The 12,546-nt window shown below is 72.0% G+C and carries 12 protein-coding genes; 5 read left to right on the top strand and 7 right to left on the bottom strand.

Annotated features, from left to right (window positions below):
- Positions 1–3 precede the first annotated feature (3 nt).
- The 6 genes from COUCH_RS03400 to COUCH_RS03375 all read right to left on the bottom strand — a co-directional run bounded on the left by COUCH_RS03400 (position 4) and on the right by COUCH_RS03375 (position 6,485).
- A complete protein-coding gene (locus COUCH_RS03400) occupies positions 4–849 on the bottom strand; it encodes a CheR family methyltransferase (RefSeq protein ID WP_249610645.1) in 846 nt (281 codons plus the stop codon).
- Positions 846–2,024 carry a protein-glutamate methylesterase/protein-glutamine glutaminase gene (locus COUCH_RS03395; protein ID WP_249610644.1) on the bottom strand — a complete coding sequence of 393 codons (1,179 nt, stop codon included), beginning with the start codon at positions 2,022–2,024 and terminating at the stop codon, positions 846–848. Before COUCH_RS03395 ends, COUCH_RS03400 begins: the two co-directional genes overlap by 4 nt.
- A gap of 16 nt (positions 2,025–2,040) precedes the next feature.
- Positions 2,041–2,913, bottom strand: a complete 873-nt coding sequence (locus tag COUCH_RS03390) for a hypothetical protein (protein WP_249610643.1) — start codon at positions 2,911–2,913, stop codon at positions 2,041–2,043.
- The gene (locus COUCH_RS03385) at positions 2,913–3,350 is read right to left on the bottom strand and encodes a chemotaxis protein CheW (RefSeq protein ID WP_249610642.1); all 438 of its coding nucleotides are present in this window, start codon (positions 3,348–3,350) and stop codon (positions 2,913–2,915) included. The genes COUCH_RS03390 and COUCH_RS03385 overlap by 1 nt, the downstream gene beginning before the upstream one ends.
- Position 3,351: 1 nt before the next feature.
- A complete protein-coding gene (locus tag COUCH_RS03380; RefSeq protein ID WP_249610641.1) occupies positions 3,352–5,700 on the bottom strand; it encodes a chemotaxis protein CheW in 2,349 nt (782 codons plus the stop codon).
- Positions 5,701–5,786: 86 nt separating this feature from the next.
- Positions 5,787–6,485, bottom strand: coding sequence for a response regulator transcription factor (locus COUCH_RS03375; protein ID WP_249610640.1), 699 nt, complete (start codon positions 6,483–6,485; stop codon positions 5,787–5,789).
- A 187-nt stretch (positions 6,486–6,672) separates the two neighbouring features.
- On the opposite strand from COUCH_RS03375, the gene COUCH_RS03370 reads away from it, so the two are divergent.
- Entirely contained in the window at positions 6,673–7,365 is a 693-nt protein-coding gene (locus COUCH_RS03370) for a sensor histidine kinase (protein ID WP_249610639.1), read from the top strand.
- A gap of 119 nt (positions 7,366–7,484) precedes the next feature.
- The gene (locus tag COUCH_RS03365; protein WP_249610638.1) at positions 7,485–7,988 is read left to right on the top strand and encodes a CAP domain-containing protein; all 504 of its coding nucleotides are present in this window, start codon (positions 7,485–7,487) and stop codon (positions 7,986–7,988) included.
- Between the two features lie 4 nt (positions 7,989–7,992).
- On the opposite strand, the gene COUCH_RS03360 is transcribed toward COUCH_RS03365, so the two are convergent.
- Complete coding sequence (locus tag COUCH_RS03360) at positions 7,993–9,081, bottom strand: UDP-N-acetylmuramate dehydrogenase (RefSeq protein ID WP_275980058.1); 1,089 nt, start codon at positions 9,079–9,081, stop codon at positions 7,993–7,995.
- 68 nt (positions 9,082–9,149) lie between these two features.
- Here COUCH_RS03360 and COUCH_RS03355 point away from each other — a divergent pair, with 68 nt between their 5' ends.
- The 3 genes from COUCH_RS03355 (at position 9,150) to COUCH_RS03345 (ending at position 12,538) form a co-directional block, all read left to right on the top strand.
- Positions 9,150–9,911, top strand: coding sequence for a maleylpyruvate isomerase family mycothiol-dependent enzyme (locus COUCH_RS03355; protein WP_249610637.1), 762 nt, complete (start codon positions 9,150–9,152; stop codon positions 9,909–9,911).
- 178 nt (positions 9,912–10,089) lie between these two features.
- A complete protein-coding gene (locus COUCH_RS03350; protein WP_249610636.1) occupies positions 10,090–11,517 on the top strand; it encodes a GH1 family beta-glucosidase in 1,428 nt (475 codons plus the stop codon).
- A 4-nt stretch (positions 11,518–11,521) separates the two neighbouring features.
- Positions 11,522–12,538 (top strand): LacI family DNA-binding transcriptional regulator, encoded by a 1,017-nt coding sequence (locus COUCH_RS03345; protein WP_249610635.1) that lies wholly within the window; start codon positions 11,522–11,524, stop codon positions 12,536–12,538.
- Positions 12,539–12,546 lie beyond the last annotated feature (8 nt).

The raw sequence follows: 12,546 nt of genomic DNA, 5'->3' as shown, positions 1-12,546 counted from the left end.
GGTTCACCCCTTCCTCGCGGCACCGGCCGGCACCGCGCTGCGTACTCGGTAGGCAGAGGTCCGGCCGGCCGCCACCCGTTCGTAGTTGTCGTCGATCCCGATGGTCGTCTCGGCGGCGCCGAGGAAGAGCCAGCCGTCCGGGCGCAGCAGGCGCGCCACGTTGCGCAGCACCGACTTCTTCGTCGCGACGTCGAAGTAGATGAGGACGTTGCGCAGGAAGATCACGTCGAAGGGCGGCATGGCCGGCAGCGGCGCGGTCAGGTTCATGTGCTTGAACGACACGTTGCGCCGCAGATGCGGTGCGACCCGCCAGTGCGCGCCCACGCGTTCGAAGTACTGCACCAGCTGGGTCGCCGGAAGACCCCGGTTGACCTCGACCTGGCTGTACTCGGCCGCCTCGGCACGCTTGATCATCTCGGTGGAGATGTCACTGCCCATGATCTCGTACGCCCAGCCGGCCGGCAGCGACTCCTGCAGGGTGATCGCCAGGCTGTACGCCTCCTGACCGCTGGAGCTGGCCGCGGACCACAGGCGTACCTTGCGCGCCGAGCCGCGGCTCTTCACCAGCTCCGGCAGGACCACATCGGTCAGCGCCGTGAACGGTTCCCGGTCGCGGAACCACGACGTCTCGTTCGTGGTCAGCGCGTCGATGATCCGGCGCTGGTCCGCCGGGTTCGGTTTGCGCTGCAGGTTGGCCAGGAAGTCGGTGACGCTGGCCGCGCCGACCTGCCGCGCGACCGGGATCAGCCGCGCCTCGACCAGGTACTCCTTGCCCGGCGCGAGCACGATCGCCGCCTCCCGGCGGACGAGGGCCGACACGAACGCGAAGTCCGCCTGCGAGAGCGTCATCGGGTCACCGCCGTGGCCCGTGGCGCGCGGCCGACCTGGACCCGCTGGATCAGGGCGGCGGCGATCCGGTCCAGCGGCAGCACCTCGTCAGCCAGCCCCGCGCCGACCACGGCGCCGGGCATACCCCAGACCACCGAGCTCGCCTCGTCCTGAGCCAGGATCTCGGCTCCTGCGTCCCGCAGCACCTTCGCACCACCCCGTCCGTCGTATCCCATGCCGGTCAGCACCGCCGCGTAGGCCGCCGCCCCGAAGAGCGACGCCACCGAACGGAACATCACGTCCACCGCCGGACGGCACGAGTTCTCCGGCGGCGCGCCGCTGAGCTGGGTCAGCGTCGCAGTGCCCCGGCGCTGCAGCACGAGGTGCTTGTCGCCCGGGGCGATGTAGACCGTGCCGGGCGCGAGCTCCAGCCCGTCGCCGGCCTCGACGACCCTCAGCGGCGTGCTGCGGTCGAGCCGCTCGGCGAACATCTTGGTGAAGACCGGAGGCATGTGCTGCGTCACCACGATCGGCACCGGCAGGTCCGTCGGCAGCGCCTGCAGCACCTTGGTCAGCGCGTCCGGGCCGCCGGTCGACGAGCCGATCGCGAGGATGTCCACCCGGCCGTGCGGTCCGCGCCGCGCCGGGCGGGCGGGTGCCGCCGGCGGTTGGGCGCCCGGGCGGCCGGGGACGGCCGTGGGGCGGCCTCCCGGACCCGGCCGGTACGCCGGCGGCGTGGTGCCGGGGCGGCCCGGGACCGGGCGTGCACCCGGCCGCGTGGGCCCCGGCGCTCGCCGGCCGGCGAGCGCGTGGATCTTCGGTACGAGCTGCTCGCGGACGGCCGCGATGGATTCCGCGATGGACCCGACGTTGCTCGGCTTCGTCACGTAGTCCGTGGCGCCGGCCGACAGCGCCTCGAGCGTCGCGCTCGCGCCCGCCGCGGAGAGCGTGCTGAACATGATGACTGGTATGCGCTTGTGCCGCTTGCGCAGCTCACGGACCGCCTCGATGCCGTTCATCTGAGGCATCTCGATGTCCATCGTGATGGCGTCCGGCTTGAGCTGGTCGATCTTCGCCTGGGCCAGCAGGCCGTTCGCGGCGGTACCGACCACCTCGATGCCCGGCGCACCGGACAGCGAGTCCACGATGAGCCGGCGGACCACGACGGAGTCGTCGACGACGAGAACCCTGATCATCGCTGCCCCCCGTTCCTCACCCGAGCCACGCCGGGCCGAGCGCCGCGATGACCGGCGCGAGCAGCCGGTGCGCCGTGGCGGTGTCCAGCAGGTCCCGGACGACGAGCGCCTGGACCGCGCCGCTGAGCATGTTCCAGACGCCGCCGGCCCGGTCGGCGAGCGGGATCGCCGCGGTGTCGATGGCCTGCACCAGCAGCATCTGCGCGGCCGCGGCCGTACGGACCCGGTCCGACAGGTACGCCGCCCACGACGCCGAGTGCACCGCCGGGGACCATCCGCCGGCGTTCTTGCGGGCGTCCTCGGCGGAGCGCACCAGGCGTTCCAGGTCGTTGGGCCGGATGGAGCGGAGCCGGTCCAGCAGCGCCGAGACGGCGTAGTGGTGCGGGCCCAGGTCGATCGGCTTGCCGGCCGGGAGCTTGCGCACCGCGGCCACCCAGCCCGCGCCCAGCATCCGCCGGGTCGTGTCGTCCAGCACCTCACGCAGGTAGCTCGCGACGGCCGCGTCGCAGAGCAGGGCGGTCGCCGAGGCAGCCGTCTCGCTCTGCTTCGCGTCGCGTCCCGTGCCCTGCCAGGTCCAGGCCATCACGTCGTAGCGCAGGCAGGTCAGCAGCGCGTCCACCGAGCCGATCGGCGCCCGCTCGACCAGCGCCAGCGAGCTCGCCGGGTCGTCGGCCTTCATGCCCTTGAGCGAGGGCATCCGGCGGGCGGCGCTCTCCACCTCCACCCACAGCGGGCCGCGTACGCCCTCGTCGGGCAGCCGCTCGGCGAGGATCGGCAGGTCCCCGAGACTGAGGCGCAGGGCGCGCAGCAGCACCTCGGCGGTCGCCGACCCGCCGCCCAGGCGGGTCAGGTCGAAACCGAGGACGGGGGCGCTGACCAGGCTGTACATCAGGTGGTGGCTCGGTACGTGTCGACGGCCTGGTTGACGTCGAGGGCCAGCATCAGCCGGCCGTCCATCTTGAACGTCCCGGTGACCAGCTCGCGGGTGGGCCCGCTGAGCGTGTCCGGCGGCGGCTCGAACGCGTCGTCGTCGAGGTCCACGACCTCGCCGATGCGGTCCACGAGCAGGCTGACCGGCTCGCCGTCGCCGCGCAGGATCACGTTCATCACCGGACCCTGCAGGGCCTGCCGGGCGAGGCCGAGCTGGACCCGCAGGTCCACCGCAGCGATCACCTGGCCGCGGAGGTTGAACAGCCCGCCGACGGCCGGCGGCGCGAGCGGAACCGGGGTGTACTCGTTGTACGAGAGCACCTCCTGCACCGTGTCGACCTCGACCCCGAACAACTGGTCTGCCACCTCGAAGGTGGCGAACTGCCGGCTCGCCATGTCAGGCCTCCACCAGCATCTCGTCGCCGGCCATGTCGTTGTAGAAGTTCGGGTCCGCGGCGAGGATCGCCCGGCGCACGTCGAGCAGCTCGGTGACGCGCTGCTGGATGACCGCCGTACCGACCAGGCCGTCCTCCTCCGCGTCGCGGCGGGCCGTGGTCGAGTTCTCGGCGATGTCGACGATGCGGTCCACGACCAGCGCCACGCTGCGGCCTCCCTCGCTGTAGACGACCACCGAGACGGTGTCGCCCTCCTCCACCTCGCTGTACGCCCCCAGCAGGTGCGACAGCCGCACCAGCGGAAGGATCTGACCGCGGTACTGCACGACCTCGCGGGAGCCGGCGTGCTCGATGCGGTCCCGCGGGAATTCCTCGAGGCGGGTGACCGTGTCCAGCGGGATCGCCACCCGGCGCTCGCCCACCGCGGTGATGAGCAGGCGCTCGCCGGTGCCGGCCGCGCCGGTGGAGCGGGAGGCGCCGACGAGGTTCTCGCGCTCGGAGTCGACCGCGAGGTGCGAGCGGCGCGCCAGCGACGAGACGTCGAGGATCAGGCCGACCTTGCCGTCGCCGAGGATCGTGGCGCCGGCGTACAGGCCGATGTCCTTGAAGCGGCTGTTGAGGGCCTTGACCACGACCTCCTCGGTGTTGAGGACGCGGTCCACGACGAGGCCGAAGCGACGCCCGTCGGCCTGCAGCACCATGATGTAGACGCCCTGGTCGCCGCCCGGGTCCAGGCCCAGGGTGCGGTCGAGGCGGACCAGCGGGAGCAGCTTGCCGCGCAGCCGGTAGACGGGCGCGCCCGAGGCGTACTCGATCTTCGTGGACTGCCCGTCGATGAACACCAGCTCGAGGACGGCCACCTGCGGCACCACGTACCGCTGGTCGCCGCAGTCGACGGTGAGCGCCTGGATGATGGCCAGGGTCAGCGGGATCGTGAGGCGCCAGACCGTGCCCTGGCCCAGCGTCGAGTCGACGCTGACCGCGCCGCCGATCCGCTCGATGTTGGTCTTGACGACGTCCATGCCGACGCCGCGGCCGGACACGTTGGTCACCTTGGTCGCGGTGGAGAACCCGGGCTGGAAGACCATCGCCATGATCTCGCGCTTGTCCATGTTGGCGACCTGTTCGGGCCGGAGCAGGCCCTTCTCGACCGCCTTCTGCGCGATCCGGTCGACGTCCATGCCGGCGCCGTCGTCGGCCACCTCGACCGCGACGTGCCCGCCCTCGTGGTACGCCCGCAGCGTGAGCGTCCCCTCGGGGCTCTTGCCCGCGGCGACCCGCCGGTCGGTGTCCTCGATGCCGTGGTCGACGGCGTTGCGGACCAGGTGGGTCAGCGGGTCCTTGACCGCCTCGAGCAGGCTGCGGTCGAGCTCGGTCTCCTTGCCCTCCATCACCAGCTCGACGCGCTTGCCGAGGGACTGGGAGAGGTCCCGGATGACCCGCGGCAGCTTCGACCAGATGTGCTCGATCGGCTGCATGCGGGTCTTCATGATCCCCTCTTGCAGCTCCGAGGTGATCATGCCGAGCCGCTGGGCGCTGCGGACGAGGCCGGAGTCGCCGATCTCCATCACGCCGCGGACGAGCTGGTTACGGGCGAGCACGAGCTCACCCACCATGTTCATCAGGGTGTCGAGCAGGTCCACGTCGACGCGGATGGCGCTGTCGGCGACGCTGCGCTTCGGGGTCTGCGCCTGCAGGGCCTCGCTGACCGCGGCCGGCTGCGTCTTGCCCTCCTCGAGCAGGATCGTGCCGAGCTTGCGCTCGTCGCCCTCCAGCTGCGACTGCAGCGCGGAGCCGACGTCGGCGGCCTGGGCGGCGCCGGTCTCGACGAGGATCTCGCCGAGCGGGCGGCGCTGATCCTCGACCGGCTCGGGCGCCGGGCGGACCGGGCGCTCCTCGAGCGGCTCGGGGGCGGCGGCCGGCTCGGCCGTGGCGGCGGGAGCCGTCGCGGGGGCCGCGTCGCCGGGGGCGTTCATCTGCGCGTGTACCGCCGCGATGATGCTGTCGACGTCGACGTCACCCTCGGAGCCGTTCTGCTCGATGGCCTCCAGCAGCGACCGTACGCCGTCGATCGTCGCCAGCAGCGTGGTGATCGTCGTCGGCGTGACCGGCTGGACACCGTCGCGCAGCCGGGACAGCAGCGACTCACCCGCGTGGGCCAGCGTCTCCAGCCGGGTGAAGGCCAGGAAGCCGCTCGTGCCCTTGATCGTGTGGATCGCCCGGAAGATGCGGGAGATCAGGTCGCGGGACGACGGGTCCTGTTCCAGCGCCACGAGGTCCCGGTCGATCTGATCCAGGTTCTCGTGGCTCTCCATGAGGAATTCGCCGACGATCTCGCCAAGGTCTTCCAACGCCCTACCTCCTGCTCGTTTCCCAAGACCCTCATCGACCTACCGCGGCCTCACCTGAGGACACCCGGACCGCTCCTGGTTGCGGCTCAGGTGTCGCCGCCCGGGCGGCGGTAGCGGTAGCCGAAACCGCGTACCGATTCGATCGGGGACTCATCGGGATCCGACCAGCCGAGCTTGCGGCGCAGCCGCAGCACGGCGAACTTGACGCGCTCCTGCCCGATGCCCGTGGGGTCGTCCCAGGCCTGGGTGAGCAGCTGGTTGGGGCTCAGCACCGCGCCGGCGTGCCGGACGAGCGCGTTCAGCAGCCGGAACTCCGTGGGGGTGAGGCGCTTCTCCTCGCCCTTGACGTAGACCCGGCGCTTCGTGGGGTCCAGGTGCACCAGGCCGTCGTCGTAGATCTGGCTGGCCCAGCTGTTCTGCCCGCTGGACGAGCGGCGCAGCAGCGCCTCCACCCGGGCCAGCAGCTCGTTGTTGGCGAACGGCTTGGTCAGGTAGTCGTCGGCGCCGCCGCGCAGGCCGCGGACCTTCTCGGCCTCCTGGCCGTGCGCGGTCAGCACCAGCACGGGTACGTCCGAGACGTCCCGCAGCCGTTCGAGCACCTGCCAGCCGTCCATCTCCGGCAGGCCGACGTCGAGCACGACCAGGTCGGGGTGCTCGGCGTACGCCTCCTTCAGACCGGTACGCCCGTCGCCGGCGTGTGCCACCTCGTACCCGGCACGGCTGAACAGCAGCCGCAGCGCCAGGGCGATGTCCGGGTCGTCCTCGACCACGAGCAGTCTGCTCATGAGTTGGTCACCATGCCCTCCGCCTCCGCCCCGCGCGTCGCACGGCTGCCCACCCGGCACGGCACGTGCTCGGATTCGGGTCAGCTTCTTGCTCACGCCCCCCGCGACCGCGGACGGCGACGATGAAATGTCAGAAACTCACGATAGCGTGACGTGTCGGTTCATATACGGAAAGTTATAGTTCAGCGTGCGATCCCCCACGAACGCCTTCGCGCTACAGGCCCGGTTCCTCGCGGTCATCTCGCACGAGCTGCGTACGCCCCTGACGACCATCGCCTCGTTCACCGAGAGCCTCGACACCGACGACCTCGCACCCGCCGAGCGTTCCGTGGCGCTGGCCGCCGTACGCCGCAACACCGACCGCATGCTCGCGCTGGTCGCCGACCTCATGGTGGTGAGCCGGCTGCAGACCGGCGACCTCGCGCTGCGCCCCGGCCCGGTCCGGCTCGGCAGCGTGATCCAGGAGGCGGCGGACCTGCTGGCCAGCCGCGAGCCGTACACCGCGGCCACCGTCCGGGCCGAGGCGGGGCCGCCGACATCCGCCGACGCGGCCCTGCTGCGGGACCTCTTCTACGCGGTGATCGGCACGGTGGCCAGCGGCGCCGCCGACCGCTCCGCCACGGTCAGCGCCGCGGCGGACGCCTCCGGCTGGACGGTGACGGTGGTGGCCCGGGAGGCGGAGAAGCTCACCGACGAGTACCTCATGGCCGGCATGCTGGCCGATCCCGAGCCGCCGCACCGGCGCCGCAGCACGGCCCTGTGGATGCTGCTGGCCGAGGCGATCGCGGCCCGGCACGGCGGGTCGGTGGCGCTGACCTACGACCCCGCGACGGGCGCCGGCGCCGAGGTCCGGCTACCGGCGGCCATCCCCACAGATTGACACGCGGACCCGGCCGTGGCGGCGGAAACCGGAAAAGATCGGACGTACCCCCGAAAAGCCAGGTCCGATAGCCATTGCCGGGCGAACAGGAGCCCGGCCGTGGACCGGGAGGCAAGCACGTGTTCGACTCCGTACGCCGTATCGCCGCCGCGGCCGCACCGGCCGCCCTGCTGGCCCTGATCGCGACCCCCGCGTACGCCGGAACCACGGTGCCCGCGGCAGCGGCGCGGCCGACCACCGAGCAGGTGCTCATGGACGACGTCATCGCGCGGACCAACGAGGAGCGCGCATTGGCCGGATGCGATCCGCTCGGCGTCGAGCAGGAACTGATGGTCGCCTCGGTACGCCAGAGCCACTACATGGCCGCCACCGGCGACTTCGGCCACATCGGCTGGCGTGGTTCCACCTTCCAGACCCGCTCGCGGGCGGCCGGCTACCCCTTCGTGGCCGGGGAGAACATCGCCTGGGGCTTCTCGGACCCGGCCGAGGTGATGGACGCGTGGATGGCCAGCCCGGAGCACCGCCGGAACATCCTCAACTGCGACGCGCGCTCGTTCGGCGCCGGGGTGCAGCGGGCCGCGAACGGCACCCTCTACTGGACGCAGGTCTTCGGCTGGCGCTGACGCCTCAGAGAGCGCAGCGGACCAGGACCGGTTCCGGGTGCAGGACGACGCCGAACCGGTCGCGCACGCCGTTGCGGATCTCCCGGGCCAGGTCCAGCAGGGCCTCGGTGGTCCCGCCGCCGCGGTTGGTCAGCGCGAGCGTGTGCTTGGCCGAGATCGCCACCCCGTCGCGGCCGGCGTACCCCTTGCCGAAGCCCGCCTTCTCGATGAGCCAGGCGGCCGGCACCTTGACCGTGCCGTTCGGGGCCGGCCAGCTCGGCGGCTCGCCGAGGTCGGCGAGCCGGTCCTGGACCGCCGCCCACTCCTGCGCCGACAGCACCGGGTTGGTGAAGAACGAGCCCACCGACCGGGTGTCGGGGTCCTCCGCGTCGAGCACCATGCCCTTGCTCGCCCGCAGCTTCAGCACGGCCTCGCGGACCCGGTCGGCCCCGACCCGCTCGCCCACCTCGACCCCGAGGTGCCGGGCGAGCTCGGCGTACTTGACCGGCGCGGACTCCGCGGACTCGGCCAGCCGGAAGTCGACGTGCAGCACCGCCCACCGGTCGTTGTGCTTGAAGACGCTCGACCGGTACGCGAACCGGCACTCGGGCAGCGACATGACCTTGACCTGGTCGTCCGCGCGGTCGTAGACGTGCACCGCCTCGATCGTGCGGGCCACCTCCTGCCCGTACGCGCCGACGTTCTGGATCGGGGTCGCGCCGGCGGAACCGGGGATGCCGGAGAGCGCCTCGAGCCCGGACAGGCCCCGGGCGAGCGTGTCGGCCACGAAGTCGTCCCACGGCTCGCCGGCCGCCACCCGTACCAGCGCGCCGCGGGCGTCCCGGTCGATCACCTCGACGCCGCGGGTGCGCACGAGCAGCACTGTTCCGGGGAATCCCTCGTCGCCGATCACGACGTTGCTGCCGCCCGACAGCACCAGGACGGTTTCCCCTTTACGCGCGGCCGCGCGCAGGGTTTCCACCACTTCGTCCGTTTCAGTGGCCACCGTCAGGGCTCCGGCCGGGCCACCGAGGCGTAGCGTCGTGTACGCCGCCAGCGAACTGGCATGCGCAGCGGGTGCGGCGGCTGGCGGGTCAGCACTAACGTCAGGCACGACGTCAACCCTAGGCCGACGGGTCACGGGTAGACCGTACGGGTGGTCCGCTCCAGCGGGAGAAGCTGATGAACAGGCTCAATGCGACGAAGGACTTCTGGCTGGCCGCCCTGCGCGCCGACGGTCCGGCGCTGCAGGACGCTGTCGCCGAGACCGGTCCGGACGCCGCCGTGCCGGCATGTCCGGACTGGACGGTCGCCGATCTCACCGAGCACCTCACCTCCGTGCTGCGCTGGGTGCGCGAGCTCGCGCCGCGGGGCGTGCTGGACCGGCCCGCCGCCCGCACGGTCCCGGACCCGCGGCCGGCCTGGCCGGAAGCGCTGGACCAGCTGCGCCGGGAGATGACCGGGGCGATCGAGACGCTGGACGCCCTGGACCCGGACCTGCCGTCCTGGACCTGGCCGGCGCAGGCCAAGAAGGCCGGCTTCTGGCAGCGCCGGATCGCGCACGAGGTCTCGGTGCACCGCTGGGACGCCGAGCAGGCCGCCGGGCGCGCCACCCCGATCGAGACGAAGCTGGCCGCCGACGGCGTGAACGAGGTGCTGGACACCTGGCTGCCGGCGGGCTACCGCAAGGGCCCGACGGACCTGCACGGCGTCGTGCATCTCACCGCCACGGACGCAAGTTACGAGTGGTTCGTCCGGCTGCGGGGCGCCGGCATCGCCCTGCTCGACACTGGGACGATCCTCGACACCGACGACCACCACCCGCGCGCGGAGGCCTCCGGGACCGCCAGTGACCTGCTCCTGACGCTGATGGGCCGCCTCGAAACGGACAAACTGACCGTCGTCGGCGACCCTCGGCTGATCTCTGCGCTGCGCGCCGGCTGACGTCCCATCATCCGGACGAGGTTCCGCAACTTCCGGATGCCTCCCGAGATAGTGAATGGCCTTACGCTGTACCGGTTAAGTTCGGACGGCTCAGGCCGTCCGCCACAGTTCCGCCGCTGATCACACCGGTCGGCGCGGCCCGGCAGGCGGCGGTATTCACGCAGGGAGCGGTGACGGCATGACGGCAACCGTCGAGGTGGAAGAGAGCGGTGAACCCCTGGCCTCCGGCCTGAAGTTCCCCGACGGCTTCGTCTGGGGTGCGGCGACCGCGTCGTACCAGATCGAGGGCGCGGCGAACGAGGACGGCCGGGGCCCGTCGATCTGGGACACGTTCAGCCGTACGCCGGAACGGGTGTACGCGGGCCACACCGGTGACGTGGCGTGCGACCACTACCACCGCTACGTCGACGACGTGGCGCTGATGGCGGACCTGGGGCTGGGCTCGTACCGGTACTCGATCGCCTGGCCGCGCATCCAGCCGGACGGCACCGGCCCGGTCAACACCCGGGGCCTGGACTTCTACGACCGGCTCACCGACGAGCTGATCGGCAAGGGCATCGACCCCGTCGTCACGCTCTACCACTGGGACCTGCCGCAGACGCTGCAGGACCGCGGCGGCTGGACGGTCCGGGAGACCGCGGAGGCGTTCGCCGAGTACGCCGCCATCGTGCACGCGCGCCTCGGCGACCGCGTACGCACGTGGACGACGCTCAACGAGCCCTGGTGCTCGGCGTACCTCGGCTACGGCAGCGGCGTGCACGCCCCCGGCATCCAGGACCCGGCGTCGGTCTTCAAGGCCGTGCACCACCTGCTGCTCGGGCACGGTCTCGCGGCCCGGGCGCTGCGCTCGGCCGGCGCGCAGACGGTCAGCATCACGCTCAACCCGGCGTCGGTCTCGCCGCTGGACCCGGCGAACCCGGCCGACGTCGACGCCGCCCGCATCGTGGACGGGCTGAACAACCGGATCTTCCTGGACCCGCTGTTCCGCGGCGCGTACCCGGAGGACATGCGCGAGCTCATGGCGCGCTTCACCGACCTCAGCCACATCCGGGAGGGCGACGAGGCGATCATCAACGCCCCGATCGACGTGCTCGGTGTGAACTTCTACACCCCCACGTACGTCTCGGCGCAGCCCGGCGAGCCCGCCAAGCTGGACAGCCCGGGGACCGAGGGCGTCGCGTTCCGCGCACCGGTCGGCCCGATCACCGACATCGGCTGGCAGATCGAGCCCGCCGCGCTGACCCGGCTGCTGGACCGCATCCACGCCGACTACGGCGTGCCGATGATGATCACGGAGAACGGCGCGGCGTACCCGGACGGCCCGTCGCCCGAGACCGGCGAGGTGCGCGACACCAACCGCATCGAGTACCTGGACGGCCACCTGCGCGCCTGCCTGGACGCCATTTCCCACGGGGTTGACCTTCGGGGATACTTCGCGTGGTCTTTGATGGACAATTTCGAATGGGCCGAGGGCTACAAGATGCGCTTCGGGCTCGTGCACGTGGACTACTCCACGCAGCAGCGGGTCCCGAAGGACAGCGCCAAGTGGTACCGGGAGGTGATCCGGCGCAACGGTCTGAGCGACCGGGACCGGATCGGGGAGTGAGCTGATGGTGACGCGGGAGCGGCCGACACTCGAGGCGGTGGCCAGACGGGCCGGGGTCTCGCGGGCGACCGTCTCCCGCGTCGTGAACGGCTCGACCACGGTGGCGGTCGCGATCCGCGACGCGGTCAACCAGGCCGTCGAGGAGCTCGGGTACGTCCCCAACCAGGCCGCCCGCAGCCTGGTGACGCAGCGTACGGAGTCGATCGCGCTGATCCTGCCGGAGACCGCCAGCCGGGTGTTCTCCGACGACATGTTCTTCCCCGCCGTGATCCGCGGCGTGAGCACGGAGCTCGAGGCGGCCGACAAGCAGCTCGTGCTGATGATGGCGGGGTCCGCGGCCAGCCACGACCGGGTCGAGCGGTACGCGATGGCCGGCCACGTCGACGGCGTCATGTTCGCCTCCATGCACGGCGCGGACCCGCTGCCCGGAGCCCTGGCCAGGCTCGGCATCCCCGTGGTGTGCAGCGGCCGGCCGATGACCCCCGCCGAGCTGCCGGTGCCCTACGTCGACGTGGATCACATCGGCGGGGTGGTCGCGGCCGTACGCCACCTGCTCGCCACCGGGCACCGCCGGATCGCCACGATCGCCGGCCCGCAGGACATGGTGGCGGGCATCGACCGGCTGACCGGCTACCGCACGGCGCTCAAGGAGGCCGGCCTGGCCGAGCACGTGGCGGTGGGCGACTTCACCCGCGACTCCGGCGTCCTGGCGATGCGCCGCCTGCTCGCCGACGACCCGGACCTGGACGCGGTCTTCGTGGCCTCGGACATGATGGCCCACGGGGCGCTGCAGGCCCTCAAGGACGCCGGTCGCCGGGTCCCGGGCGACGTGGCGGTCATCGGCTTCGACGACTTCGAGATCAGCCGCCTCAGCGACCCGCCGCTGACCACGGTCCGGCAGCCGATCGTCGACATGGGACGGACCATGGCCCGGCAGATGCTCGGCCTGGTCGACCACCGCCGCGACGTCCCGGCCGCAGTGGTCCTGCCCACCGAGCTGGTCGTCCGCGCCTCCGCCTGACCGGCCGG

The sequence above is a fragment of the Couchioplanes caeruleus genome, assembly GCF_023499255.1.
Lineage (GTDB): Bacteria > Actinomycetota > Actinomycetes > Mycobacteriales > Micromonosporaceae > Actinoplanes > Actinoplanes caeruleus_A.
Note: the sequence above shows the minus strand (reverse complement) of the source record. Positions and strands in the feature narration are given on the sequence as shown.